The sequence below is a fragment of the Streptomyces sp. SCPE 10 genome, from assembly GCF_051980735.1.
Taxonomy (GTDB): domain Bacteria; phylum Actinomycetota; class Actinomycetes; order Streptomycetales; family Streptomycetaceae; genus Streptomyces; species Streptomyces misionensis.
In genome coordinates, this window is record NZ_CP197069.1 from 3,496,067 (window position 1) to 3,522,759 (window position 26,693).

21 protein-coding genes are annotated in these 26,693 nt (G+C 74.2%); 5 read left to right on the forward strand and 16 right to left on the reverse strand.

The genetic code is table 11. The features are described 5' to 3' along the window. The first annotated feature begins 112 nt into the window (after positions 1-112). The 3 genes from ACSP97_RS16245 to ACSP97_RS16255 all read left to right on the forward strand — a co-directional run bounded on the left by ACSP97_RS16245 (position 113) and on the right by ACSP97_RS16255 (position 3,195). The gene (locus tag ACSP97_RS16245; protein WP_355148019.1) at positions 113-778 is read left to right on the forward strand and encodes a bifunctional DNA primase/polymerase; all 666 of its coding nucleotides are present in this window, start codon (positions 113-115) and stop codon (positions 776-778) included. 66 nt (positions 779-844) lie between these two features. Beyond that, a complete protein-coding gene (locus tag ACSP97_RS16250) occupies positions 845-1,621 on the forward strand; it encodes an ABC transporter ATP-binding protein (protein ID WP_355148021.1) in 777 nt (258 codons plus the stop codon). Beyond that, positions 1,618-3,195: a transporter gene (locus ACSP97_RS16255; RefSeq protein WP_355148023.1), complete on the forward strand. Its 1,578-nt coding sequence runs from the start codon at positions 1,618-1,620 to the stop codon at positions 3,193-3,195. The genes ACSP97_RS16250 and ACSP97_RS16255 overlap by 4 nt, the downstream gene beginning before the upstream one ends. On the opposite strand, the gene ACSP97_RS16260 is transcribed toward ACSP97_RS16255, so the two are convergent. Continuing rightward, entirely contained in the window at positions 3,196-4,077 is an 882-nt protein-coding gene (locus ACSP97_RS16260; RefSeq protein ID WP_440558055.1) for an alpha/beta fold hydrolase, read from the reverse strand. Between the two features lie 283 nt (positions 4,078-4,360). Next, positions 4,361-5,053 (reverse strand): metal-dependent transcriptional regulator, encoded by a 693-nt coding sequence (locus tag ACSP97_RS16265; RefSeq protein WP_070023905.1) that lies wholly within the window; start codon positions 5,051-5,053, stop codon positions 4,361-4,363. A 281-nt stretch (positions 5,054-5,334) separates the two neighbouring features. On the opposite strand from ACSP97_RS16265, the gene ACSP97_RS16270 reads away from it, so the two are divergent. Next, positions 5,335-6,090, forward strand: coding sequence for an SIS domain-containing protein (locus ACSP97_RS16270; protein ID WP_440558056.1), 756 nt, complete (start codon positions 5,335-5,337; stop codon positions 6,088-6,090). Positions 6,091-6,139: 49 nt separating this feature from the next. On the opposite strand, the gene ACSP97_RS16275 is transcribed toward ACSP97_RS16270, so the two are convergent. Together ACSP97_RS16275 and pdxH are read right to left on the reverse strand one after the other, a co-directional pair. Further along, complete coding sequence (locus ACSP97_RS16275) at positions 6,140-7,525, reverse strand: PAS domain-containing protein (protein WP_355321814.1); 1,386 nt, start codon at positions 7,523-7,525, stop codon at positions 6,140-6,142. A gap of 549 nt (positions 7,526-8,074) precedes the next feature. Then, positions 8,075-8,761: a pyridoxamine 5'-phosphate oxidase gene (pdxH, locus tag ACSP97_RS16280; RefSeq protein ID WP_355321812.1), complete on the reverse strand. Its 687-nt coding sequence runs from the start codon at positions 8,759-8,761 to the stop codon at positions 8,075-8,077. 121 nt (positions 8,762-8,882) lie between these two features. Between pdxH and ACSP97_RS16285 the strand changes: the two genes are divergently transcribed. Continuing rightward, positions 8,883-9,983 carry a citrate synthase 2 gene (locus tag ACSP97_RS16285; RefSeq protein WP_355148033.1) on the forward strand — a complete coding sequence of 367 codons (1,101 nt, stop codon included), beginning with the start codon at positions 8,883-8,885 and terminating at the stop codon, positions 9,981-9,983. 56 nt (positions 9,984-10,039) lie between these two features. On the opposite strand, the gene ACSP97_RS16290 is transcribed toward ACSP97_RS16285, so the two are convergent. The 12 genes from ACSP97_RS16290 to ACSP97_RS16345 form a co-directional block, all read right to left on the reverse strand. Then, complete coding sequence (locus tag ACSP97_RS16290; RefSeq protein WP_440558059.1) at positions 10,040-11,071, reverse strand: isopenicillin N synthase family dioxygenase; 1,032 nt, start codon at positions 11,069-11,071, stop codon at positions 10,040-10,042. A 318-nt stretch (positions 11,072-11,389) separates the two neighbouring features. After that, the gene (locus tag ACSP97_RS16295) at positions 11,390-11,992 is read right to left on the reverse strand and encodes a TetR/AcrR family transcriptional regulator (protein ID WP_180330565.1); all 603 of its coding nucleotides are present in this window, start codon (positions 11,990-11,992) and stop codon (positions 11,390-11,392) included. A 4-nt stretch (positions 11,993-11,996) separates the two neighbouring features. Beyond that, on the reverse strand, positions 11,997-12,734 hold the full coding sequence (locus ACSP97_RS16300) for an enoyl-CoA hydratase family protein (protein ID WP_358270386.1): 738 nt from the start codon (positions 12,732-12,734) through the stop codon (positions 11,997-11,999). Between the two features lie 135 nt (positions 12,735-12,869). Then, on the reverse strand, positions 12,870-14,030 hold the full coding sequence (locus ACSP97_RS16305; RefSeq protein ID WP_355148039.1) for an acyl-CoA dehydrogenase family protein: 1,161 nt from the start codon (positions 14,028-14,030) through the stop codon (positions 12,870-12,872). Between the two features lie 55 nt (positions 14,031-14,085). Further along, positions 14,086-15,927, reverse strand: coding sequence for an acetyl/propionyl/methylcrotonyl-CoA carboxylase subunit alpha (locus ACSP97_RS16310; protein ID WP_440558062.1), 1,842 nt, complete (start codon positions 15,925-15,927; stop codon positions 14,086-14,088). A gap of 5 nt (positions 15,928-15,932) precedes the next feature. After that, complete coding sequence (locus tag ACSP97_RS16315; protein ID WP_440558064.1) at positions 15,933-17,531, reverse strand: acyl-CoA carboxylase subunit beta; 1,599 nt, start codon at positions 17,529-17,531, stop codon at positions 15,933-15,935. Beyond that, the gene (locus ACSP97_RS16320; RefSeq protein WP_358270379.1) at positions 17,528-19,210 is read right to left on the reverse strand and encodes an acyclic terpene utilization AtuA family protein; all 1,683 of its coding nucleotides are present in this window, start codon (positions 19,208-19,210) and stop codon (positions 17,528-17,530) included. The genes ACSP97_RS16315 and ACSP97_RS16320 overlap by 4 nt, the downstream gene beginning before the upstream one ends. Further along, on the reverse strand, positions 19,207-20,022 hold the full coding sequence (locus tag ACSP97_RS16325) for a TIGR03084 family metal-binding protein (RefSeq protein ID WP_440558066.1): 816 nt from the start codon (positions 20,020-20,022) through the stop codon (positions 19,207-19,209). The genes ACSP97_RS16320 and ACSP97_RS16325 overlap by 4 nt, the downstream gene beginning before the upstream one ends. A 91-nt stretch (positions 20,023-20,113) precedes the next feature. After that, positions 20,114-21,316: a polysaccharide pyruvyl transferase family protein gene (locus ACSP97_RS16330; protein WP_440558068.1), complete on the reverse strand. Its 1,203-nt coding sequence runs from the start codon at positions 21,314-21,316 to the stop codon at positions 20,114-20,116. A gap of 133 nt (positions 21,317-21,449) precedes the next feature. Further along, positions 21,450-22,394 (reverse strand): EamA family transporter, encoded by a 945-nt coding sequence (locus ACSP97_RS16335; protein WP_440558070.1) that lies wholly within the window; start codon positions 22,392-22,394, stop codon positions 21,450-21,452. A gap of 157 nt (positions 22,395-22,551) precedes the next feature. Then, the gene (locus ACSP97_RS16340) at positions 22,552-23,673 is read right to left on the reverse strand and encodes a lipid II:glycine glycyltransferase FemX (RefSeq protein ID WP_440558072.1); all 1,122 of its coding nucleotides are present in this window, start codon (positions 23,671-23,673) and stop codon (positions 22,552-22,554) included. 61 nt (positions 23,674-23,734) lie between these two features. Further along, positions 23,735-26,629, reverse strand: coding sequence for an FAD-binding and (Fe-S)-binding domain-containing protein (locus ACSP97_RS16345; RefSeq protein WP_440558073.1), 2,895 nt, complete (start codon positions 26,627-26,629; stop codon positions 23,735-23,737). Positions 26,630-26,693 lie beyond the last annotated feature (64 nt).

Genomic DNA, 26,693 nt, shown 5'->3' on the forward strand with positions numbered 1-26,693 from the left:
CCTCCCACGCGCCCCCGCGGATGCACCCATGCGCCTGGCCGGAAAAGCGATGCTCCTCCCCCCGCCGGGGCAGGGGCCGTAACTCCAGGTGGACGCGGGAGTTGAGTGGAGCGTGGAAGAGACGATCGCGGCCGCCGAAGACAGTCAGATTGCCGGGCAGATTCCGCAACAGCGCGGGGAATCACCGCAGGAAGCCGCCGTGCGGTACGCGGAGGAGCGGCACTGGGACGTGTTCCCGGGCACCTGGCTGGAGCCCGTCGCCGGCATGCCGCGGTGCTCGTGCGGCAACGCCTCCTGCCCTGCGCCGGGTGCGCACCCCGCGCGCCCCGACTGGGCGACCCAGGCGACCGGCAGCGCGACCGTCGTGCGCCGGCTGTGGCAGAAGCAGCCGACGGCCTCCGTACTGCTGCCGACGGGCCGCACCTTCGACGCGCTGTCCGTGCCGGAGAGCGCGGGCTTCCTGGCGCTGGCCCGGATGGAGCGGATGGCGCTCACGCTGGGTCCGGTCGCCCTCTCTCCCGACCGGCGGATGCAGTTCTTCGTGCTGCCGGGAGGCTCGCTGAAGGTGCCGGAACTGGTGCGCGAGCTGGGGTGGGTGCCGGCGTCGCTGGACCTGGTGACGCTGGGCGAGGGGGCGTACCTGGCGGCGCCGCCGACACGGGTCGGGGCGCGGGGCGCGGTGCAGTGGGCGCGGCGGCCGACCCCGGCGAACCGGTGGCTGCCGGACGCGGAGGAGCTGATCTCGGCGCTGGCGTACGCCTGCGGCCGGGACCGTTGACCCGCGGCCCGCACGCGTCTTCGGGTGGGCCACCCCCCGGCCCGCGGTCATGCCTAACCTTCAGGCATGACCAATGCGGCGGTTTGCATACGGGGACTCTGGAAGCGGTTCGGGCAGCAGGTGGCTGTCGGCGGGATCGATCTGGAGCTGCCCGCGGGGAAGTTCATCGGGCTGGTCGGGCCGAACGGGGCCGGCAAGACCACGACGCTGTCCATGGTGACCGGGCTGCTGCGGCCCGACGAGGGCACCGTGGAGGTCGTCGGGCACGATGTGTGGCGCGACCCGGTGGCGGTGAAGGCGCGGATCGGGGTGCTGCCCGAGGGGCTGCGGCTGTTCGAGCGGCTGTCGGGGCGCGAACTGCTCGGCTACAGCGGCCGGTTGCGCGGGCTGCCGGGCGACGAGGTGGACAAGCGGGCCACCCAGCTGCTGGACGTGCTCGACCTGGCCGGCTCCCAGCACAAGCTGGTGGTCGACTACTCGACCGGCATGCGCAAGAAGATCGGCCTCGCGGCCGCCCTGCTGCACAACCCCGAAGTGCTCTTCCTGGACGAGCCGTTCGAGGGCGTCGACCCGGTGTCCGCGCAGACCATCCGGGGCGTCCTGGAGCGGTACACGGCCTCCGGCGCCACCGTCGTCTTCTCCTCCCACGTGATGGAACTGGTCGAGTCGCTGTGCGACTGGGTCGCGGTCATGGCGGCCGGCCGCATCCGCGCCACCGGCCCGCTCGCCGAGGTGCGCGGCGCGCACCCCCGGCTCCAGGACGCGTTCCTGGAGCTGGTCGGGGCGAACGGCCGGGACGCCGGGTCCGAGCTGGACTGGCTGGGCGGCGGGGCCGGCCGATGACCGACCTCACCACCACCGTCGTACGCCTCAAGCTGTCCCTGCTGCGGGGTGGGCTGCGGCAGTCGAAGGGCCGGCGCGACGCGTTCATCACCTCCACCGTCTTCGCGCTGCTGTTCGCGCTGGCGCAGCTGCTGGGCATGATCCTGCTGCGCGGGCAGCCGCACGGGTACACGGTCTCCGTGGTCGGCACCGGAGTGCTGGCGCTGGGCTGGGCGTTCCTGCCGCTGTTCTTCCCGACCGGTGACGAGACCCTGGACCCGACGCGGCTGGTGATGCTGCCGCTGCGGCCCGGTCCGCTGGTGCGCTCGCTGCTCGTGGCCTCCCTGGTCGGCATCGGCCCGCTGGTCAGCGTGCTGCTGCTGGCCGGGTGCGTGCTGGTGCCGGCGCGGGGCGCGGCGGGATGGGTCGTCGCGGTCCTCGCCCTCGTCCTCGCGCTGCTGGTGTGCGTGGCGCTGGCCCGGACGGTGGCCGTCGCCAACGTACGGCTGCTCACCAGCCGGAGGGGCCGCGATCTGGCCGTGCTCAGCGGCCTGGTGATCGCCGTCGGCTCCCAGCTGGTCAACTTCGGTGCCCGCAGCCTCGGTTCGGGCGGTCTGGGGCGGCTGCGGCCGGTCGCGGACGTGCTGTCCTGGGTGCCGCCCGCCTCGGCGGTGGCGGCGGTGCGCACGGCCAGCGAGGGGTCGTACGGCGTCGCGGTCGCCCAACTGGCGATCACGGCGGCCGGGTTGGTGGTGCTGGTCGCGGTGTGGGCGCGGAGCCTGACCAAGCTGATGACCGCGCCGGACGGTTCCACGCTCCAGGCCGCCGGCGACGCCCGCGCCGGACGGCGGCGCACCCGCGGTCTTACGCGGCTGCTGCCCGGCGGGCGCACCGGCGCGGTCATGGAGCGCACCCTGCGCTACATCTGGCGCGATCCCAAGACCAAGGCCGCCTGGGTGACCTCGCTGGCGGTCGGGCTGCTCCTGCCGGTCTTCTACGCGATCCAGCACACCGGCTCGATCTACCTCGCGTGCTTCGCCGCCGGGATGCTGGGCCTCCAGATGAACAACCAGTTCGGGCAGGACACCTCGGCCTTCTGGATGGTCGCCCAGACCATCAGCTCGCCCCGGGACGCGTACGAGGAGCTGCGCGGCCGGGCCCTCGCGCTGCTGCTGATCACGCTGCCGTACGCCACCCTCGTCACCGTGCTGACCGTCGCCCTGATGGACGCCTGGGCCACGCTGCCGCGGGTGCTGGGACTGTCCCTGGCGCTGCTCGGGGCGATGCTGGCGACCGGGGCGTACGCCTCGGCCCGGTTCCCGTACTCCATCCCTCAGGAGGGCTACAAGAACGTCGTCCCCGGGCAGGCGGGCATCGCCTGGATCGCCATCTTCGGCGGCATGGTCTGCTCCGCCGTGCTCTGCTCCCCCGTCATCGCGCTCGTGCTGTGGCTGGGCGGCGGCGAGCTGTCCTGGCTGCCGCTGCCGGTCGGCGCGGTGTACGGCGCCGGACTCGCCCTGCTCGGACTGCGGCTGGCCGCCCCGCGCACCGCGGCCCGGCTGCCGGAGATCCTGACCGCGGTCGGCAAGGGGTGATCAGTCGGCGGCCGGCCGGTCGCCCGTGATCCGGTCCAGGAAGGGCTCGACGGCCGAGTGCCAGGCCTCCGGGTGGGCGTAGTGGGCGTAGTGGCCCGCGTCGGGTATCTCGGCGTACGCGCCCTGGGGCAGCACCCGGACCATCTCCTGGGCCTCGGCCCGGCCCAGCTCGCCGTCGAGCCCGCGCACGATCAGCGCGGGGCAGCGGACCCGGGCCAGGTCCTCCCAGTGGGCGTCGTACACCCAGGTCTCCCGGGAGCGGAGCATCTGCTCGGGTTCGAAGACCGGCCGCCAGCCGTCCTCGCCCTCCCGCATCACCTCGGCGTAGAACGCCCCGCGGGCCGGGTCGGGGCGCTCCACCCGGGGGTCGTCCTCGCCGAACCACCTGTGGACGTCGGCGAGGGTGGCGAAGGGGACGGGCCAGGACCGCAGCCACTGCGCCCACTCGCGCTGCGAGGCCGCGCCGAGCGCGGCGGCCCGCATGTCGCAGCTGACCAGGCCGCGCACCAGCTCGGGGCGTTCGGCGGCGAGCTGCCAGGCGGTCAGCGCGCCCATGCCGTGCCCGACGACGAGGGCGGGGCCGAGGCCGAGCTGTTCGATGGCGGCCGCCGCGTCCTCGACGTGGGCGGCCCGGCTGTGGGCGGCGGCCTGCGGGGGCTTCTCGCTGCGGCCGTGGCCGCGCTGGTCGAGGGCCACGGTGCGGTACCGCCCGGCGAGCCGGCGGGCCACGGCGGCCCAGTGGGAGGCGCGGCCGGTGAGTCCGTGCAGGAAGAGCACACCGGGAGCGGCCCGCAGGGGTTCGGTCTCCTTGGGCGGGTCCGCGTACTCCCACGCCGCCAGGCGTACGCCGCCCGCTCCCGTCACATCGATACGCCGTGCCATGGGCCTGGCACCCCCAGCTTCGCCCGCGGTGTCCGATCCCCCCGTGTGATCACGCAGACTATCGAATAAGTATTCGAAAATGCTGCCCCTGCGGACAACACCCCTCCTTCGAGTGACATCCCGTGAGGCATGATCGCCGCCGCCGAGGGGATCTTTCAGGCGGGAGGCGGACCGCTCGGGGAAAAACGGTCCGAGGGGGACTGACCCTGAGAGCTCGGGGCTCCGGGTCAGCGATGGGGAGGACAGGCCCCGGCGCCGTCAGGCGCCGGGGCCCTTTCCCTTCTCAGCGCTTGGCGACGAACACATGGGAGGCGATGTCCGCCTCCAGCTCGGCGGCCTCACCGCCGCTGCCCACCAGCACACCGCCGGCCGACTCGGTCACGCTCACCACCGAGCCGGGCTGCACCCCGGCCCGCCGCAGCGTGTACATCAGCTGGGCGTCCATCTGGATCGGCTCGCCGATGCGGCGCACGACGACCGTCTTGCCGTCCGTGCCCGCGTCCAGGTCGGCCAGCGAGACCATGCTCTCGTCCAGGAACGGGTCGGCGCCGTCCTTCTCGCCCAGCTCCTCCAGGCCCGGGATCGGGTTGCCGTACGGCGACTCGGTCGGGTGCCGCAGCAGCTCCATGACGCGGCGCTCCACGGCCTCGCTCATCACGTGCTCCCAGCGGCAGGCCTCGGCGTGCACCTGCTCCCACTCCAGGCCGATCACATCGACCAGCAGGCACTCGGCCAGGCGGTGCTTGCGCATCACACGGGTGGCCAGCCTGCGGCCCTCGTCGGTCAGCTCCAGATGGCGGTCGCTGGCCACGGAGACCAGGCCGTCACGCTCCATCCGCGCCACCGTCTGGCTCACCGTCGGCCCGCTCTGGTCCAGCCGCTCCGCGATGCGGGCGCGCATGGGGACGACGCCTTCCTCCTCCAGTTCGAGGATGGTGCGGAGATACATCTCCGTGGTGTCGATCAGTCCGGACATACGTGCCCCTCGATTACCTCTGCCGGCACCCGGCGCGTGCGCTGGCCCTGGCACCAATTCTGCCGGATCCCACTGACAAGCGGGCGGCAGCGGGGACAACGGGCGGGGCGGGTCCGGGCGGCCGGGCCCGCGGTGGCGCGGCCGCGCACCGGCGCCGCCCCGCGAACACCGTCCGGTCCGCGCGGCGCGACCGCACGCGGCGAACCGCGTCGCCGTATTGACACCGCACTGGTCCAGACCGCACGGTGATCCGCGACACAGACGCTGCGAAGGGGCACCGCATGAGCGACGGCACGCCTGCCGACCTGTTCTTCGACGCCGCCATCAACCTCCTGCAACGGCTCCGCGAGGAGGAGGCCGGGTCGATCGGGGCCGCCGCCGCGCTCCTCGCCGACACCGTCGCGGACGGCGGCCGCCTGTTCGCCTTCGGCGCCGGCCACTCCTCGCTCGCGGCCCAGGACGTCGTCTACCGGGCCGGCGGCCTCGCCCTGATGAACCTGCTCGCCGTGCCCGGCGTCGTGGGCGTGGACGTCACCCCCGCCACCCTCGGCTCCGCCCTGGAGCGCGTCGACGGCCTCGCGAGCGCCGTCCTCGACACCTCCCCGCTCCGCGCGGGCGACGCCCTCGTGATCATCTCCCTGTCGGGCCGCAACGCCCTGCCCGTCGAGATGGCCCAGCGCGCCCGCGCCCTCGGCGTCAAGGTGATCGGCGTGACCTCGGTCGCCTACGCGACGGAGACGACGTCCCGGCACTCCTCCGGCACCTTCCTGAAGGACCACTGCGACCTGGTCCTCGACTCCAAGATCGCGGTCGGTGACGCGGAACTCACCCTCGACACCATCCCGGCGCCCTTCGCCCCCGCCTCCACCGTGGTCACCACGGCCCTGATGCAGGCCGTCATGGCCACCACCGCCGCCCTCCTCGCCGACCGCGGCATCGAGCCGCCGCTGCTGCGCTCCGGCAACGTGGACGGCGGCCACGACTGGAACAACCGGGTGATGGAGCGGTACGGCGACCGGATCTTCTACCACCGCTGACCGCTGACCGCTGACCGCTGACCGCCGGCGCCGGCCGCGCGGCCCGCGCCTACCGCTCCCCCGCCAGGTCCAGTGCCGCCGCTATCCGCAGCGCCACGTCCTCGGCGTAGGCCGCGTCGGAGCGCTCGAAGGGGGTACGGGCGGCGCCGCGCAGAAAGGTCACGACGCCCAGGGTGCGGCCCCGGCTGCGCAGCACCGCGCACAGCGCGTGCACCGCGTCGCCGGGCCACTGCCGGCGCAGCGCCCACTCCCGGGCCAGCTCGGCCGGCACCGACCCGGCCTCCGCCCGCACGCACCCGGTGCGCTCCACACAGCTCAGTGCCGGATGCCCCGGCTCGTAGGCCACGGGCAGCCCGGCGGCCCCGGTGAGCACACAGGGGCCCGGCGCCCCGGCGGGCGTGGCCGCGAGCCGTACCAGCCGTACCGCCCCGCCGGCGCCCGCGGTCGGCGCCACCCGGTCGATCAGCGCGTGGTCGGCGAACCCGGCGAGGGCGAAGTCGAGGTGGACGGTGGCCGCCTCCAGCGGGTCCTCGCACTCGGCGGCGGCACGGCCCGCGCGGTGCAGCTGGTTGGTGCGGAACCGCAGCAGCGCCGCCTCCTGCTCGCCGCGCTTGGCCTCGGTGATGTCCCGGAAGAGCCAGCCCACCCCGAGCGGCACCGGCTCCTCGGCGAGCGGCGAGGTCAGCGGCAGGAAGGCGTTGCGCCAGCAGCGCCGCCGCTCCTCCCCGCCCTTCGCGGTGCGCAGGGTCACCCACATCTCGGCGGGCGCGGGCGGCGCGCCCTCGGCGAGGACATGGGTGAGCGCGGCCTCCAGTTCCTCCACCCCCTGCGCGAACAGCTCGCCCAGCGGCCGCCCGAGCGCGGAGGTGCGCCCGATGCCCAGGGCCCGCGCGGCGTGCGCGTTGACCACGGCCGGCCGCAGATCGGCGTCGACCAGCACCACGCCCCACTCGGCGTCCTCGAACAGGGCCTCGCTGAGCGCGATGGACCGCTCCAGGTCGATCTGCGCGTGCACCTCGCTGAAGGCGCAGTACACCCCGGCGGGCTCCCCGTCGGGGCCCCGCACGGCGGCGGACTGGGTGCGCACCAGGACCCGCCCGCCGTCCTTGGTCAGCAGCGCGAACTCGTGCACCTGCCGCCCGGGTGCCCGCATCGCCGACAGCAGCCGGGCCTGCACCTCCGCCGCGTCGGCGCTGCGCACGGCCCAGCCGGCGAAGCCGTGCCGCCCGACGGCCTCGGCGGCGCTCCAGCCGAGGATCCGCTCGGCCTCGCGGTTCCAGTGGGTGACGACGCCCTCGGCGTCGAAGGCGCACAGGGCCGCGTCCATGCCGTCGAGCAGCGCGGCAAGCAGATCGGACCGACCGGGCTCACCGGACTCACCGGGCTCGTCCGGCCCCAGCTCATCGGTGGCCCCACTCCGCCGGGAAGCACTCACCTGGACCCCCTGGACGCTGCATCGGCGCATGTGAAGGCGCCTGTTCCGCTCACTGCCCCTCATTCAACTCGAACGTGACGCAGCCCACATCCTGTTCCCGCAAGATGGAGGCAATCAATTCCCCGCGTCCGCGACCCGAAGCCGCAGGTCGACCCGGACCGCCGGGTCCCCACATCGCGGCGGGCGGTACCACCACGTTGTGCACGTGCCGCCACCGCACCGGCATGCCGTCGTCCGCTACGGGCGGCATCCGAAGATCCGTGAGCGGACGCCACCGAAAAAAGCGGTTGAGTCCGGGGCGGGCGGTTCCTAAGGTGTGGAGCACACGAGAAGGGAGGTGGTTCGGCAGATGTATGAGAACCGGACGCGTGAGGTGGCTGCGGGCTAGCGGCCCGTCACCACGCTCTGTGCGGTGCCGGACCAGCACGTGAACGACGCGTGCAGCCGGCCCAATCCCAAGCAGTCACCCGACCCGCGGGCTGCCGGTACGTCCGGCCGGCTCCTCCCCGGAGGAACCCAGCCCGCGGGTCGTCTGCGTCTCCCGGCCCCTCAGGGGCTGAGGCGGTCGACCCCCCAGGTGCCGTCCGGGCGGGCGGTGTAGCGCAGCCGGTCGTGGAGCCGGTTCTCCCGGCCCTGCCAGAACTCGACCGTCTCCGGGGTGATCCGGAAGCCGCCCCAGTGCGGCGGCACCGGCACCTGTTCGCCCTCGGGGTAGCGCGCCGCCAACTCGGCGTAGGCCGCGTCCAGTTCGGCGCGCGAGGCGATCACCGAGGACTGGGCGCTGGCCCAGGCGCCCAGCTGGGAGCCGTGCGGGCGGCTGCGGAAGTACGCGGCGGTCTCGTCGCGCCCGGTGCGCCGGACCGGCCCGGCGACGATGACCTGCCGGGCCAGCGGATGCCAGGGGAAGAGCAGCGAGGCGCGCGGGTTCGCCGTCAGATCGCGGCCCTTGCGGGAGTCGTAGTTGGTGTAGAAGACGAAGCCCTCGGTGTCGAACTTCTTCATCAGGACCGTGCGCGAGCTGGGGCGCCCCTCGGCGTCCGCGGTGGAGACGACCATGGCGTTGGGCTCGTAGAGCGTGCCGTGCAGCGCCGCCCGGGCCGCGTCCTCGAACCAGCGTGCGAACTGGTCCATGGGGTGGGTGGCGAGGTCCTGTTCGGCGAGTCCTTCGGCCCGGTACTGCTTGCGCATCGCGGCGGGATCGAGGACGGGATCCAGGAGTGGTTCGCGGTCGGTCACGCGGTCATCTTGCCGTATCTCCCGACCGTGGCACTGAGTGTCGTCAAGTCTCCCCAAGCGTGGCACGCGGGGTTATCGTGCTGGTTCCGAGCCGCGCCCGACCCATCACGAGGAGCCGCTGATGTCCGAGTTCGTACCCGGGCTCGAAGGAGTCGTAGCGTTCGAGACGGAGATCGCCGAACCGGACAAGGAGGGCGGCGCCCTGCGCTACCGGGGCGTCGACATCGAGGACCTGGTCGGCCACGTCTCCTTCGGCAACGTGTGGGGGCTGCTGGTCGACGGCGCCTTCAACCCCGGCCTGCCGCCCGCCGAGCCGTTCCCCATCCCGGTGCACTCCGGCGACATCCGCGTGGACGTCCAGTCGGCGCTGGCCATGCTCGCGCCCGTGTGGGGCCTGAAGCCGCTGCTCGACATCGACGCGGAGCAGGCCCGCGAGGACCTGGCGCGGGCCGCGGTCATGGCGCTGTCCTACGTCGCCCAGTCCGCGCGCGGCCAGGGGCTGGCGATGGTGCCGCAGCGGGAGATCGACAAGGCGAAGACGGTCGTGGAGCGGTTCATGATCCGCTGGCGGGGCGAGCCGGACCCGCGGCACGTCGCCGCGGTCGACGCGTACTGGACCTCCGCCGCGGAGCACGGCATGAACGCGTCCACCTTCACCGCCCGTGTGATCGCCTCCACCGGCGCGGACGTCGCCGCCGCGCTGTCCGGCGCCGTCGGCGCCATGTCCGGCCCGCTGCACGGCGGCGCACCGTCCCGGGTGCTGGGGATGATCGAGGAGATCGAGCGCACCGGGGACGCGGCGGGCTACGTCAGGCGGACCCTGGACCGGGGCGAGCGGCTGATGGGCTTCGGGCACCGGGTGTACCGGGCCGAGGACCCGCGGGCGCGGGTGCTGCGGCGCACGGCGCGGGAGCTGGGAGCGCCGCGGTTCGAGGTGGCGGAGGCGCTGGAGAAGGCCGCGCTGGAGGAGCTGCACAACCGCCGGCCCGACCGGGTGCTGGCCACGAACGTGGAGTTCTGGGCGGCGATCATGCTGGACTTCGCCGAAGTCCCGGCGCACATGTTCACCTCGATGTTCACCTGTGCCCGTACGGCGGGGTGGTCGGCGCACATCCTGGAGCAGAAGCGGACCGGCCGCCTGGTGCGGCCTTCGGCGCGGTACGTGGGCCCGGGGGCGCGCCGCCCGCAGGACATCGAGGGGTACGCGGGCATCGCCCGCTGAGCGGGACGGCCGGGGCGCGGACCGGTGGTGGCCGCCCGCGCCCCTTCGGTGACCGGTCAGGCCGGGGTCAGCAGGGCGCCGTGGTGCCGCTCGGCCACCAGCGGATGCGCGCGCAGCTTGCCCTTGAGTTCGTTGTAGCCGTACTCGGCGAACAGCGGGTTCGTCGGGTCGGTGGTGACGCCGGGGGCCTCGGGCGCGTGGGGGAACGGCAGGGGGGCGACCCTGGCGTCCAGGCGGGGGTTGTAGAAGAACGGGACGGAGAAGCGCTCCGTCGCTCCGGGCGGGCTGACCACGCGGTGGTTGGTGGCGAGGAGGTAGCCGTTGGTGGCGACCTCCAGGAGCTCGCCGAGGTTGACGACGAAGCCGTCCTCGATGGGCGGTACGTCGTGGAAGCGGCCGTCCTCGCGCTGCACCTGGAGGCCGCCGACGGTGTCCTGGAGGAGCAGGGTGAGGAAGCCGTAGTCCTTGTGGGCGCCGACGCCCTGGTCGGTGCCGTCGCCCGCGCTGCCGGGGTAGCGGACCAGCTTGAGCTGCGGGTGGGCCCCGTCGCCGAAGATCGGGTCGTAGAAGTCGGCCGGGGCGCCGATGGCGGTCAGCAGTTCGTGCAGCAGACGCCGGGCGACCGCGCCGAGCCGGTCGATCCAGGCGAGGGCCGCGGTGCGCAGCTCGGGCAGCGCGGCGGGCCACTGGTTGGGGCCCTGGAGCCACCAGTACGGCGACTCGCCGGGGCCGGGGACGCGGGCGGGGCGTTCGGCGCCTATGTCGAGCTGGTCGCGCCAGTCGCGGGCGCCGCCGGTGCGCTCGTCGCCGGTGCGCGTGTAGCCGCGGAAGTGCGGGGAGTTGACGTTGTCCAGGGCCAGCCGGTCGGCCTCGGGGAGGGCGAAGAAGGCGCGCATGGCGGTGAGCAGCGCGTCCTTCTCGGCGGCCGGCACGCCATGTCCGACCAGCTGGAAGAAGCCGACGTCGTGCGCGGCGGCGTGCAGCCGGTCGTGCAGCAGGGCCCGGTCCCGGGGCCCGCGGTCGGCGGCCGAGAGGTCGATCACGGGCAGTTGGTCGTACGTCGCGGTGGTCGCGTGGTGCGCAGTCATGGTCTGTCCGCAGGGTGTACGGGGCACCGGTCGGCCGCGTCAGGGTAGGCGGCCCCGCGTGCCGGAAAAGGGAGTGGTGCAGGAGGAATCGGGGCTGGTCAGGCGCGGTGGCGCCGACAGCCCGTGCTCGTGACGCGCACGTAGTCCACGTGGCGGCGGCGGACGAGCATCGGAAGCATGCGCACAGGGTACTGCGCGCACCGGGATCCGGGTGTGGCCCGGCTCACTGGCTCACCGCCCACCGCATCGCCCCGCACCAGCGCCGTGTGGTGGCCGCCCGGCGGCCGACGACGCGATCGGTGCCGCGGTCCCCGTGCCTCAGCCGAGCGCGCCGTCGACCAGCCGCGCCCACTGCGCCACCACCCGTTCCCGGCGTGCGGTGTCGTCGGTGAGGACGTTGGCGAGGCCGAGGCCGCGGGCCATGTCGAGCAGGCCCTGGACGGTTTCGCGGACGCCGGGGCGGGATTCGTCGGCGCCGAGGAGGTCGACGGCGATGCGGTGCGTCTCACGGCCGACGCGGGCCTCCAACTCGGTGACCCGGCCGCGCAGTTGCTCCTCGTTGGAGGCGGCCACCCACAGCTGGAGGGCGGCCCGGAAGAGGGGGCCGGTGTAGAGGTCGACCAGGGCGGTGACGACGGCCCGCCGGTCGCCCGCCGCGCCCTCGGGGAACAGGGCGCGCAGCGCGCTGGAGCGTTCCTCGGCGACGTACTCGACGGCCGCGGTGAACAGGTCCTCGCGGGTGGGGAAGTGGTGCTGGGCGGCGCCCCGGGAGACCCCGGCGCGTTCGGCGACGACGGCGACGGTGGAGCCCGCCCAGCCGTGTTCGGCGAGGCAGGCGACGGCGGCCTCCAGGAGCCGCTGCCGGGTGGCCCGGCTGCGGTCCTGCTTGGGCAGACGGTCGCGGTCGGCCGTCGTCCTCATCTGGTCACACCACCCATGCCGGATCCCGTCTCTCCAGGAAGGCCGTCATCCCCTCCCGCGCCTGGCCGGAGGCGAACAGCCGGGCCGAGAGCGCGGTCAGCTCCGCCGCGTCCCGGTCGAACGTCTCCAGCACCCTAGCCGTGAGCAGCCGTTTCGTCTCCGCCAGGGCCTCGGGCGCGGAGCGGCGCAGCCCGTCCAGGATGGGGGCCAGCGCCTCGTCCACGTCGTCCGCCGCGGCGGTGAGCAGCCCGGTGCGCACCGCCTCGTCGGACCCGAAGCGCTCCCCGGTGAGGTAGTGGCGGGCGAGGGCGCGCGGGTCGGTGCGCGGCAGCAGGGGCAGCGAGATCACCGCCGGGGCCACGCCGACGCGGACCTCGGTGAAGGCGAAGGTGGCGGCGCGGGAGGCGACGGCCATGTCGCAGGCGGCCAGCAGTCCGAGGCCGCCCGCCCGGACGTGTCCGGTGACCCGGGCGATCACCGGTCTGGGCAGTTCGACCAGTTGCCGCAGCAGCCCGACCAGCGCCTGCGGGGGCGGTGGTTCGCGCAGGTCGGCGCCGGCCGAGAAGGTGTTGCCGGTGTGGGTGAGGACGACGGCCCGTACGTCCGGGTCCTCGCCGCAGTCGGCCAGCGCGTCGGCGAGCGCGGCGACGAGGCTCGCGGACAGCGCGTTGCGCCGGTCGGTGTCGTCCAGGCTGAGGGTCTCGACGCCGCGGGTCCGCGCGCGTCCGATCGGTACGGTCATGCCTGCTCCCTGAGCTGTCGGCGCTGGATCTCCCCGGAGGCGGCGCGCCCCGGGACGGCCTCGTGGGTGGGGAGTCGGACGGGTGGGACGTCGGCGTGCTCGCCGCGGAACACGGTTCCTCCGGGCGGCCGCGGTTCAGTACGACTTGGGCAGGCCCAGGGTCTGGTGGGAGACGTAGTTGAGGATCATCTCCCGGCTGACCGGGGCGATCCGCGCCACGCGCGCGGCCGTTATCAGCGAGGCGAGCCCGAACTCGCGGGTAAGCCCGTTGCCGCCGAGGGTGTGCACGGCCTGGTCGACGGCCCGCACACAGGCCTCCCCGGCGGCGTACTTGGCCATGTTGGCGGCCTCGCCCGCGCCGATGTCGTCGCCCGCGTCGTACAGCTGGGCCGCCTTCTGCATCATCAGCCGGGCCGTCTCCAGCTCGATGTGCGCCTGCGCGAGGGGGTGGGCGATGGCCTGGTGGGCGCCGATGGGCGTCTTCCAGACAGTGCGGTCGCGGGCGTACTCGACGGCCCTGGCGAGGGCGTAGCGGCCCATGCCGACGGCGAACGCGGCCGTCATGATGCGTTCCGGGTTGAGCCCGGCGAACAGCTGGAGCAGCCCCGCGTCCTCGTCGCCCACGAGCGCGTCGGCGGGCAGCCGCACGTCGTCCAGCACCAGCTCGAACTGCTTCTCGGCGGCGCTCAGTTCCATGTCGATCGGCCGCTTGTGGAAGCCGGGCGCGTCCGTCGGCACGATGAACAGGCAGGGCTTGAGCCGTCCGGTGCGGGCGTCCTCGGTGCGGCCGACGATCAGCACCGCGTCGGCCATGTCCACCCCGGAGATGAAGACCTTGCGGCCGGTGAGCAGCCAGTCGGTGCCGTCGCGGCGGGCCGTGGTGGTGATGCGGTGGCTGTTGGAGCCGGCGTCGGGCTCGGTGATGCCGAACGCCATCAGCCCTGTGCCGTCGGCGAGTTTCGGGAGCCACTGCCGTTTCTGCGCCTCGGTGCCGAAGCGGGAGATCACGGTGCCGCAGATGGCGGGGGAGACGACGAGCATGAGCAGCGGCGAACCGGCGGCGCCCAGTTCTTCCAGCACGATGGCGAGTTCGGTGATGCCGCCGCCCCCGCCGCCGTAGGCCTCCGGCAGGTTGACGCCGAGGTAGCCGAGCCTGCCGGCCTCGTACCAGAGTTCGGTCAGGGGCTTGCCCGCGGCGACGGTCCGGGTGAGGTAGTCGCGGCCGTAGCGGGCGCCGAGGGCGGACACCGCCGATCGGAGTGCCTTGTGCTCTTCGGATTCGATGAGGGTGGTCATGCGATTCCTCCGCGTGCGGGTGGTGGGTGGTTGCTCGCGCGGTGCGCCGTGCCGCTCACTTCGGCCGCACCACCGCCAGCAGCAGCCCGGGCTCCACCTGCTGTCCCGGTACGGCGTGCAGTGCGGCGAGGACGCCCGCGGCGGGGGCCGAGATCTGGTGCTGCATCTTCATCGCCTCCAGCCAGACCAGGGGCTGGCCGGCCGTTACCTCCGCCCCCTCCGCCAGGCCCTCGGCGATGCGTACGACCGTGCCGGGCATGGGGGCGAGCAGGGAGCCCGGGGCGAGCTGGGCGGCCGGGTCGGCAAACCGCGGCAGCGCCGTGAGCCGGGTGCCGTCGACGTACACCTGGTCCCCGTACCGGGCCACCGCGAAGGTCCGCCGCACGCCGTCCGCTTCGAGGACGACCGTGTCCGCGTCGACGCGCACGACGCGCACCCCGTCGGCGGCGAGGCCCTGCCTCGTGTGCCGGTACCGGACCTCCACCTCCTGACCCGCCACCTCGTACCGCTTGCTCTGCGGCTGGGCGGGCAGGTTGCGCCAGCCGCCGAAGCGGGAGCGGCCGTGGGCGTCGGCGAGGGCGGCGGCGAGCGGGGCGAGCGGGGCGGGGGCGGGCGCGGTGAGTCCGGGGAGGTGGCGGTCGTAGAAGCCGGTGTCCATGCGGCCGCCGGTGAACTCCTCGTGCCGCAGGGAGCGTACGAGGAGGTCGCGGTTGGTGACCGGGCCGTGCAGCACCGCCGCCTCCAGGGCACCCGCGAGCCGGCGGATCGCCTCCGCCCTGGTGGGGGCGTGGGCGACGGCCTTGGCCAGCATCGGGTCGTAGTGGACGCCGATGGTGTCGCCGTCGGTGTAGCCGGTGTCGAGGCGGACACCCGGCGGCACGGCGAGGCGGTGCAGGGTGCCGGTCTGCGGGGCCCAGTCGCGGGCCGGGTCCTCAGCGTAGAGGCGGGCCTCGATCGCGTGCCCGCGCGGGCGGGGCGGGTCCTTCTCCAGCGCGCGGCCCTCGGCGATCCGGATCTGCTCGGCGACCAGGTCGAGCCCGAACACCGCCTCGGTCACCGGGTGTTCGACCTGGAGGCGGGTGTTCATCTCCAGGAAGTGCGCGCGACCGTCGGCGACCAGGAACTCGACGGTGCCGGCGCCGACGTAGGAGACGGAGCGGGCGGCGCGCACGGCCAGCGCGCGCAGCTCCTGTGCGAGCCGCTCGGGCAGCCCGGGCGCCGGGGCCTCCTCGACGACCTTCTGGTGGCGTCGCTGGAGGGAGCAGTCGCGGGTGCCGAGCGGCCACACGGTGCCGTGGGTGTCGGCGAGGATCTGCACCTCGATGTGGCGGCCGTGCTCGATGTACGGCTCCACGAAGACCTCGCCGTCCCCGAAGGCGCTCGCGGCCTCGGCGCGCGCCCCCTCCAGAGCGGCGGGCAACTCGTCCAGGCGGCGCACGACGCGCATCCCGCGCCCCCCGCCGCCCGCCGCCGCCTTCACCAGCACCGGGAGGTCCCCCTGGGTGACCTCCCCCAGGGGTTCCAGGCCCATCAGCCGCTTGGCGCGCGTCTTGGACGCCATGGCCTCGATGGCCTCCGGGGACGGCCCGATCCAGGTCAGGCCGGCGTCCAGGACGTCGCGGGCGAAGCCGGGGTGCTCGGAGAGGAAGCCGTAGCCGGGGTGCACGGCGTCCGCGCCGGCCGACAGGGCGGCCTTCACGATCAGGTCGCCGCGCAGATAGGTGTCGGCGGGCGCCGCGCCCGGCAGCCGTACCGCCGTGTCCGCCAGCCGGGTGTGCAGGGCGTGCTCGTCGGCGTCCGAGAACACGGCGACCGTACGAATGCCGAGGTCGGCGCAGGTGCGGAAGATCCGGCAGGCGATCTCGCCCCGGTTGGCGACCAGCAGAGTCTGGATCATGGACCTCACATCCGGAAGACGCCGAAGCCGCCGCGCGCGCCCTCGTAGGGGGCGGTGTGGATGGCGGAGAGGCACAGGCCGAGGACGGTACGGGTGTCGCGCGGGTCGATGACGCCGTCGTCGTACAGCCGCCCGGACAGGAACAGGGGCAGCGACTCGGACTCGATCTGCCGCTCCGCCATGGCGCGCAGGGCCGCGTCCGCGTCCTCGTCGTACGGCTGCCCCTTCGCCGCCGCGGACTGCCGGGCGACGATCGACAGCACGCCCGCCAGCTGCTGCGGCCCCATGACGGCGGACTTGGCGCTGGGCCAGGCGAACAGGAAGCGCGGGTCGTAGGCGCGGCCGCACATGCCGTAGTGCCCGGCGCCGTAGGACGCGCCCATGAGCACCGACAGGTGCGGGACGCGGCTGTTGCTGACCGCGTTGATCATCATGGCGCCGTGTTTGACGATGCCGCCCTGCTCGTACTCCCTGCCGACCATGTAGCCGGTGGTGTTGTGCAGGAACAGCAGCGGGATGTCCCGCTGGTTGGCGAGCTGGATGAACTGGGCGGCCTTCTGCGACTCCTCGCTGAACAGGACGCCCCGCGCGTTGGCGAGGATGCCGACGGGGTAGCCGTGCAGGGCCGCCCAGCCGGTCACCAGGCTGGTGCCGTACAGCGGTTTGAACTCGTCGAAGTCGGAGGCGTCCACGATCCGGGCGACGACCTCGCGCGGGTCGAAGGGCGTCCTGAGGTCGCCGGGGACGATGCCCAGCAGTTCCTCGGGGTCGTGCTCGGGCGGCTCGGCGGGGCCCGGATCGCCGTACGCCTTGCGGTGGTTGAGCCGGGCCACCACCCGCCGCGCCTGCCGCAGCGCGTCCGCCTCGTCCACGGCGAAGTAGTCGGCGAGCCCGGAGCGGCGGGCGTGCATCTCGGCGCCGCCCAGGGACTCGTCGTCGCTCTCCTCCCCGGTGGCCATCCTCACCAGCGGCGGCCCGCCGAGGAACACCTTGGCCCGCTCCTTGACCATGATCACGTGGTCGGACATGCCGGGGATGTAGGCGCCCCCGGCGGTGGAGTTGCCGAAGACGACGGCCACGGTGGGGATCCCGGCGGCGGACAGCCGGGTGAGGTCGCGGAACAGGGCGCCGCCCGGGATGAAGATCTCCTTCTGCGACGGCAGGTCGGCGCCGCCGGACTCCACCAGGCTGATGCAGGGCAGCCGGTTGGCGAGGGCGATGTCGTTGGCGCGCAGGGCCTTCTTCAGGGTCCACGGGTTGCTGGCGCCGCCGCGCACGGTCGGGTCGTTGGCGGTGATCAGGCACTCCACGCCCTCGACCACCCCGATCCCGGTGACGAGCGAGGCGCCGACGGTGTACTCGCTCCCCCAGGCGGCCAGCGGTGACAGCTCCAGGAACGGCGTGTCCGGGTCGAGCAGCAGCTCGATCCGCTCCCGGGCGAGCAGCTTCCCCCGGTCGCGGTGCCGTCGCACGTACTTCTCGCCGCCGCCCGCGAGCGCCTTGGCGTGCTCGGTCTCCAGCTCGGCGAGCTTGGCGAGCATGGCCTCGCGGTTGGCCCGGTAGGCGGGGCCGGCCGGGTCCAGGGCCGAGGTCAGGACGGTCACAGCAGCACCTCCGGGATGTCCAGGTGGCGGGAGCGCAGCCATTCGCCGAGCGCCTTGGCCTGCGGATCGAAGCGGTGCCGGGAGGCGACACCGGCGCCGAGGATGCCCTCGACGACGAAGTTCAGGGCGCGCAGATTCGGCAGCACATGCCGGGTGACCGGCAGTTCGCGGCTCTCCGGGAGCAGCTCCCGGAACCTCTCGACGGTCAGCTCGTGGGCGAGCCACCGCCAGGCCTCGTCGGTACGGACCCACACCCCCACGTTGGCGTTCCCGCCCTTGTCCCCGCTGCGGGCCCCGGCGACGGCCCCGAGGGGCGCGCGCCGGGCCGGGCCGGGCGGGAGGGGCTCGGGTGGCGGCGGGGGCGGCACGGCCTGAAGGGGCCGGGTGCCGGGCGGCGGCGCAACGGTCCGGACCCGCCCGTCCGGGCCGGGCAGGACGGCCGTGTGGGGCACGGCGTCCCGGGGCACGTACACGTCCTCGAAGATCCCGTAGGGGTCCCCCTTGCCGGGCGGGGCCACCACGTGGAACCCGGGATAACTGGCCAGCGCCAGCTCCACCGCCGCCCCGCTCAGCGCCCGCCCCACGACCCGCTGGTCCGGGTCCCGTACGACGAGCCGCAGCAGGGCGCTGGCGGTCTCCTCGGTGCCGGCGTCCGGCCGGTCGGTGCGGACCAGCTCCCAGCGGACCTCGGCGGGCGGCGAGGCGGCCAGGTGGTCCGTCAGCTGGCCGCGCACCAGCTCGGCCTTGGCCTCGATGTCGAGGCCGGTGAGGACGAAGACGACCTCGTTGCGGAAGCCGCCGAGCCGGTTGACGCCGACCTTGAGCGTCGGCGGCGGCGGCTCCCCGCGCACCCCCTCGATCCGCACCCGGTCCGGCCCGTCCCGGCGCAGCCGGACGCTGTCCAGCCGGGCGGTGACGTCGGGCCCCGCGTACCGGGCGCCCCCGGTCTCGTAGAGCAGCTGGGCGGTGACCGTGCCGACGTCCACGAAACCGCCGGTGCCGGGGTGCTTGGTGATGACGCTGCTGCCGTCCGCGTGGATCTCGGCGAGCGGGAAACCGGGCCGCCGCACGTCCCCCTCCCGGAAGAACGCGTAGTTCCCGCCGGTCGCCTGCGTCCCGCACTCCAGGACGTGCCCGGCGACGACGGCCCCGGCCAGCTCGTCGTACTGCCCCGGTCCCCAGCCGAAGTGGGCGGCGGCGGGCCCGGTGACCAGGGCCGCGTCGGTCACCCGCCCGGTGACCACGATGTCCGCGCCGGCCCGCAGGCACTCGGCGATCCCGAACCCGCCGAGATAGGCGTGGGCGGCGAGGGCGCCGGGGTGGGCGGCGGTCAGGTCGTCCCCGGTCACCCGGGCGACGCGCAGGGGGATGCCGAGCTTCCGCGCCAACTCGGCTATGCGCTCGGCGAGTCCGGCCGGATTGAGGCCGCCCGCGTTGGTGACGATCCGCACCCCGCGCTCCCTGGCCAGGCCGAGGCAGTCCTCCAACTGGCGCAGGAAGGTGCGGGCGTACCCGGCCGAGGGGTCCTTCAGCCGGTCGCGGGCGAGGATCAGCATGGTGAGTTCGGCGAGGTAGTCGCCGGTGAGGACGTCGAGTTCGCCGCCGGTGAGCATCTCGCGCAGGGCGTCGGACCGGTCGCCGTAGAAGCCGGAGAAGTTGCCTATGCGCAAAGGGTTCACCGGCCGGCTCCCTCCGGCGGGCGGCCGGCTCCCTTCGGTGGGCGGCCGCTGCCGGGCGGTCCCGCGAAGGCCTGGGCGATGTCCAGCCAGCGGTCCGCGTCCGGGCCCTCGGCGGTCAGGGCGAGGTCGTCGCGGTGGGCGCGCTGGGTGACGAGGAGGCAGAAGTCCAGGGCGGGTCCGGTGACGCGCTGGGCGGCGTCCTTCGGGCCGTACGCCCACACCTCGCCGGACGGTGAGGTGAGCCGGACGTGGAACTCCTCGGCGGGCGGGGTGAGGTGGTGGACACCGTAGGCGAAGTCCCGGGTCCGCACGCCGAGCCGGACGATGTGCCGGATGCGGTCGGTGGGGGCGGGGGTGACACCGAGCGCCTCGGCGACGTCCAGGCCGTGGGCCCAGGTCTCCATCAGGCGGGCGGTGGCCATGGAGGCGGCGGCCATGGGCGGTCCGAACCAGGGGAACCGGGCACCGGGGGCGGCGGCGCGCAGGGCCCGGTCGAGGGCGTCGCGCCCCGTCCGCCAGGTCGCGAGGAGTTCCCCGGGCGGCAGTCCGGCACCCTCCTGCGCGCCCTCGTCCACGAAGGAGTCGAGCGTGGCGAGCGCCTTCTCGGCCAGGGCCTGGAAGGCGCCGGCGTCGGTGACGGCGGCCAGCGCCGCGCGGTCGGTCCAGGCGAGGTGGGCGATCTGGTGGGCGACGGTCCAGTGCGGCGCGGGAGTCGAAAGCGCCCACTGCTCGGGCGTCAACCGGGCCACCAGCCGGTCCAGTCGGGCACTCTCGGCACGCAGGTCGTCGATGACGGGCGTCGGGTCGGCCATGGAGGGAGCATGGCAGCGCCCCAAGAAACAATCAAGCGTGCTTGCATGATTTTTCGGGAGGCCCGCGGGCGCGGGGCCGGTGGCCGGTCGTTCAGGACAGCAGGGCGGCCAGGGTCTCGGTGAACGAGCGCGCCGAGTGGTCGGCGTGCTCCCGGATCCGCGCGGCCACGGCGGCGGCGCCCCCGCCCTCCACGAGGCGGACGATCCGGTCGGCCCGGCGCTCGTGCCCCTCGGGGCTGTCCGGGACGGTGGGGAGGTAGAAGTCGGCCGCGTCGTACGCCATGTGGAAGACGTGCTTCTTCACGTCGCTGAGCGTCAGGTAGTCGTCGTCGGTCGTCGGCACCGGCTCGGGGGCGCCGACGCAGACCACCGGGGTGCCGGCGCCCCAGGCGTTGACGGCGAGGTGGTAGGTGTCCGTGATGACGAGGCGGTAGCGGGGCAGCACGCCGATCAGGTCGCCGACGGTGGGGTCGCCGGGGCGCCGCGCGATGTGCTCGGCCTGCGGGGGGACGTCCCGGTCGAACCACGGGACCCATTCCAGGGGCGCGTCGAACCGCTCGGCGAGGCCCTGGCAGAAGCCGGGCAGCCAGTCGGGGATCGTGGTCCGGGCGCCGAGGAACACCCCGATGGCACCGCCCTCGGGGAGGTCCCGGGACCAGGGCGTGACCGGGAGGTGGCCGAGATCGCCGGGGCGGTTCAGCAGGGCGGCGTCGGAGCCGAAGTGGTCCGTCGCGCGGTCCCCGCGCAGCTGCGCGAGCTTGGCCGCGGACAGGGGGTCGCGCACCCAGACCCGGCGGCTGCGCGTCATCAGCCGCGTGAACAGCGGGCCGTACTCCTTGTCGTCGTAGTCGGACTGCGTGTTGTGCAGGATCGTGCCGCCGTAGCTGAGGGTGCGCGACAGCAGTTCATCGGGCTGCTCTGCCAGCAGCAGCGTCCGGTTGAGCAGGGCCCGGGCGGCGGCCCGGTCCGCGGCGAAACCGAAGTCGAGCAGCCGGTTGGTGGCGTCCTGGGCGAGGTAGTGCCGTGCGTGCAGGAAGTCGCCCCAGAACACCACGGCGTCGTGCTCGCGGAGGCCGTCGACCTCGTCGATCAGCGACCGGAATCGGAACGGGAACGCGGCCCCGCGCGCCCCCGGCCGCAGCGCCACGGTCTCCGGCGCGTGCAGCGTGTACCAGTCCGCCTCGATCCCGCCCCCCATCCGCCGCCGCATCGTCTCGAAGGCCAGGTCGACGGTCAGCATTCCGGTGTTGCGGTAGCCGATGTTGGGCGCGGTGATGACGGCGACACGTGCCATGCGTTCGTTTCCCCTACCTGTAACCGCCGCACCTTGGCGCGACGCGGACGCTGTCTGCCAACGTACACATCCGCGCCCCCGGTTGAACGACCAGGTCACCGCCCCTTCCGGACAATTTCCGGGCGGCTCGGGCTCATGCCTCCGGGGCCGGGGGCGGCGTCTTGACGCGGGCGACCTGGGTGCGGACCGCGCCGATGCTGGCCGCGATGACCAGGGCGATCGCGGCGGCCTCGGCGGCCGAGAGGGCCTGGCCGAGGATGAGGAAACCGGCCGCGGCGGCGAGGGCGGGTTCCAGGCTCATCAGGATGGCGAAGGTGGCGGCGGGCAGCCGGCGCAGGGCCAGCAGTTCGAGGGTGTAGGGCAGCACCGAGGAGAGGAGGGCCACCGCCGAGCCGAGGCCCAGGGTCGTGGGGTCCAGGAGGCGGCTGCCGGACGTGGCGATGCCCAGCGGCAGGATCAGCAGGGCCGCGACCGCCATGGCCAGCGCCAGGCCGTCCGCCTGCGGGAAGCGGCGCCCCGTGCGGGCGCTGAAGACGATGTACCCCGCCCACATCGCGCCCGCGGCCAGCGCGAAGGCCACGCCCACCGGGTCCACCCCGCCGAAGCCCCCGCCGCCCAGCAGGAACACACCGCCCAGCGCCAGGGCCGCCCACAGCGCGTTGATCGCGCGGCGGGAGGTCAGCACGGAGAGGGTCAGCGGGCCGAGGACCTCCAGGGTGACGGCGGCGCCGAGCGGGATGCGCGCCACGGCCTCGTAGAAGAGGCCGTTCATGCCGCCCATGACGACACCGAAGGCGATCACCGTGCCCCAGTCGGCGCGGGAGTGGCCGCGCAGCCGGGGGCGGCAGACCAGGAGGAGGACCACGGCCGCCGCGAACAGCCGGAGGGTCACCACGCCGAGCGCGCCGGCCCTCGGCATCAGGGTCACCGCGAGGGCGCCGCCGAACTGCACCGAGACGCAGCCGGCCAGCACCAGCCCGACCGGGCCGAGCGAGCCGAGACGGCCCGGGACCCGCGGGGGCAAGGGCGTCCTCGCGGACGACGCGGAGGGGGCGCTGGGGGTGTTGACGGTGCTCACGGCGGTCCTGGTGCTCGGATCAGATCATGTACAGCTCGCTGTACTGCCGAGTCCAGGGTAGTAGACCTCCGTCAGGAGCGTGAACCGGCCATGGGCCTGTCCTGGATGGTGAGATGGGCCCTTCTCGCATGCCGGGCCACCGGTCCGGCGGTCGCCTTCAGCGGCGCGTCATATACAGGTCCAGCGCCTTGTGCAGCAGCCGGTTCAGCGGGAAGTCCCACTCGCCCACGTACTCCGCGGCCCCGCCGCCCGCGCCCACCTTGAAGCGGAGCAGGCCGAGGAGGTGGTTGGACTCCTCCAGGGTGTCGGTGATGCCCCGGAAGTCGTAGACGTGGGCGCCCAGCTCATGGGCGTCGCACATCATCCGCCACTGCATCGCGTTGTTGGGCTGCACCTCGCGCCTGCGGCCGGTGGAGGCGCCGTAGGAGTACCAGACGTGGCCGCCGACGATCAGCATCGTGGCCGCGGCGAGCACCTCGCCGTCGTGGTGGGCGAGGTACAGCCGCATCCGGTCGGGGTCCTCGGCGGTGAGCGCCGTCCACATCCGCTGGAAGTACGACAGCGGGCGCGGGATGAAGCGGTCCCGCTGCGCGGTCTCCGTGTAGAGGCCGTAGAAGGCCGGCAGGTCGTCGTAGCCGCCCCGGACGACCTTCACCCCGGCCTTCTCGGCCTTCTTGATGTTGCGCCGCCACTGCTGGTTGAGCCCGCGGTGGATGTCCTCCAGCGACCGCCCGGCGTAGGGGACCTGGCAGACGTAGCGGGGCTGTCCCGCGGCGAAGCCGTCCTCGCCGCCGGGCTCGGTCTGCCGCCAGCCCATCCGGCGCAGCCGGTCGACGAGGGCGAGCGCGGCCGGCTCCTGTGAGGTCGGCGGCACGTCCCGCAGCCGGTGCGCCCCCGGGTCGGCGATGGCGGCCTTGACCGCGTCGGGACTCCACCGCCGCACGACCACCGGCGGGCCCATCTTCACCGTGAAGGCGCCCCGGCGCTTGAGATGGGCCAGCATCGGTTCCAGCAGCCGCTCCAGGTCGGGCGTGTCCCAGTCGATGACCGGGCCCTCGGGCAGATAGGCCAGGTACCGCTTCATCTTGGGCAGCGGTCTGAGCAGCACCAGCCCGACCCCGACGAGCCGCCCGTCCGCCTCGAACCAGCCCAGGCTCTCCGCCTGCCAGTCGGGCTTCACGTCCCCCCAGGACGGCAGCTGGAGATGGCTGACCGAGGGGCGGGCCGCCACGAAGGCGAGGTGTTCGGCCCGGGTGACCGGACGGACGGTGACGCTCATGGACATGGCTCCTTCACGGTGCGCGGATCACCTATGGAAACAGCGACCGGCTGCCGGGCCGTCACTTCCCTTCCCCCTCGCGCTTCGTGTCTTCGTCCAGTGCCTCGGCCAGCACCTCCGCCAGGTGCCGGCCGCGGGTCCCGGCCAGTTGCTCCAGCTGGGTGCGGCAGGAGAAGCCGTCGGCCAGGATCACGGTGTCCTCGGCCGCCCCGCGTATCGAGGGCAGCAGCTGGTCCTCCGCGCAGGCCCGGGAGACCTCGAAGTGGCCCCTCTGGAAGCCGAAGTCGCCCGCCAGGCCGCAGCAGCCGCCGGAGAGTTCACCGATCAGGCCCGCGGCGGCGCGCAGCTTGCGGTCCGGGGCGTCGCCGAGGACCGCGTGCTGGTGGCAGTGGGTCTGCCCGGCGACGGGCCGGTCGACGGCGGGCGGGGTCCAGTGCGGCGCGTGCTGTTCCAGCACCTCGGCGAAGGTGCGGACCGCCGAGGCGAGCCGGGGGGCGCGCGGGTCGTCGTGCAGCAGTTCCGGCAGGTCGGTGCGCAGGGCCGCCGCGCAGCCGGGTTCCAGGACGACGACCGGCACGCCCGCCGCCAGCACCGGCTCCATCAGGTCCAGCGTGCGCCGCAGCACGGTGCGGGCGCGGTCGAGCTGGCCGGTGGAGAGGTAGGTCAGACCGCAGCAGACCCGGGCCCGGCGGACGGTGAGCAGGGCGGCGGCCGAGACGGACCGGCCGCCGCGGGCGATGCCTCCCCGGCCCGGCAGCAGCGTCGGCGGCAGGGCCACCCGGAGCCCGGCGGCCTCCAGGACCCGGACGGCGGCCCGGCCGACCGAGGGGGACAGGTGCTCGGTGAAGGTGTCCGGCCACAGCACCACCAGGTCGCCGGACCCGGAGACGGGTTCGCGGCGCCGCCACCAGCCGGTGAAGGTCCGCGCCGCCAGGCGGGGCAGCCGGCGCTCCGGGGCAATGCCGCCGAGCCGTTTCGCGGCGGCGGCCAGGGGCGGGACGGAGGCCAGCGCGTTGAGCAGGGGCGCGGTGCGGGTGCGGGCGACCCAGCGCAGCCACTCGGGCAGCCGGCCCATGCTGTGGTGGGCGGCGGGACGCCGGCGGCCCGCGTAGTGGTGGTGCAGGAACTCGGCCTTGTAGGTGGCCATGTCGACGCCGACCGGGCAGTCGGTGCGGCAGCCCTTGCAGGAGAGGCAGAGGTCGAGGGCGTCGCGGACCTCGGTGGACCGCCAGCCGTCGGTGACCAGCTCTCCCGCCAGCATCTCGTGCAGCAGCCGGGCGCGGCCCCGGGTGGAGTGCTCCTCCTCGCCGGTCGCACGGAAGGAAGGGCACATCACGGCGAAGCCCGCCGCCGTGGCCGTACGGCACTTGGCGACGCCGACGCAGCGGCGGACGGCCGCGCGGAAGTCGCCGCCGTCGGCCGGGTAGCCGAAGGCCACCTCGACGGGTTCGCTCGGCAGCACCGAGAAGCGGAGGTCGGCGTCGAGCGGGGCGGGGCGGACCAGCATGCCGGGGTTGAGCAGGTCGTCGGGGTCCCACACGGCCTTGGCGCGCTCGAAGAGCCGGACGGTCTCGGCGCCGTACATGCGCGGCAGCAGTTCGGCGCGGGCCTGGCCGTCGCCGTGCTCCCCGGACAGCGAGCCGCCGTGGGCCACCACCAGGTCGGCCAGTTCCTCCGAGAAGCGCCTAAAGCGGCCGATGCCGGGGCCGGTGAGCAGGTCGAAGTCGATGCGGACGTGGATACAGCCGTCGCCGAAGTGGCCATACGGGGTGCCGCGCAGGCCGTGGGAGCTCAGCAGGGCGCGGAAGTCGCGCAGATAGGCGCCGAGCCGGGCGGGCGGCACCGCGCAGTCCTCCCAGCCGGGCCAGGCCTCCGAGCCGTCCGGCATCCGTGTCGCCGTGCCGCTCGCGTCCTCGCGGATGCGCCACAGGGTCCGCTGGGCGGCGGGGTCGGTCACCACGAGGGAGTCGACCACGTCGGCCGCGCGGACGATCGCCTGCGCGCGGGCCAGGGCCTGCGCCCGCGACGCGCCGCCCGTCTCCACGAAGAGCCAGGCGCCGCCCCGGGGCAGTCCCGCGCCCGACGGGACCAGGTCGGCGGCCATGCCCTCCACCGTGAGCGGGCCGTGCGGCAGCAGGCCGGCGGCGGCCTCGGCGGCGGCGCCCTCGTCGCCGTACCCCAGCACCGCGAGGGCGTGCGCGCGGGGTGCCTCGACCAGGCGGACGACCGCCTCGGTGAGGATGCCGAGGGTGCCCTCGGAGCCGCAGAAGGAACGGGCCACGTCGGCGCCCTGCTCGGGGAGCAGCGCGTCCAGCGCGTACCCGGAGATGCGGCGGGGCAGGTCGGGGAAGCCGGTGCGCAGCCGGGCGAGTTCGCCCTGCGCCAGCTCGCGCAGCCCCTCGGGGGCACCCGCCCAGTCCCGGCCGAGCCGCAGCCGCCGGCCGCGCGCGGTGAGGACGGACAGCTCCCGCACGTTGTCCGCGGTGGTTCCCCAGGCGACCGAGTGGGAGCCGCAGGAGTTGTTGCCGATCATGCCGCCGAGGGTGCAGCGGCTGTGGGTGGACGGGTCGGGGCCGAAGCGCAGTCCGTGCGGGGCGGCGGCGTGCTGGAGGCGGTCGAGGACGAGGCCGGGCTGCACGACCGCGGTGCGGGTGTCCGGGTCCAGCTCCAGCAGACCGTTCATATGGCGGGTGAAATCCAGTACGACACCTGTACCGGTCGCCTGACCGGCGATCGACGTACCCCCGCCGCGGGCCACCACGGGCACGCCGCGTGCCCGGCACACGCCGAGGACTGCCGCCACGTCGTCCGCGTCCCGGGGGGCGACCACTCCCGCCGGGACGCGCCGGTAGTTGGACGCGTCCATCGTCACGAGCGCCCGGGCGGTGGCGTCGAAGCCGACCTCGCCCCGGACGCACCCGCGCAGTTCCGCTTCGAGACCCGAGTGATCCGTCATGCGTCCAGGATGCATCCGATCACCGACCGTGACGGAAAGTTATCCACAACCTCGGCCTGATCGT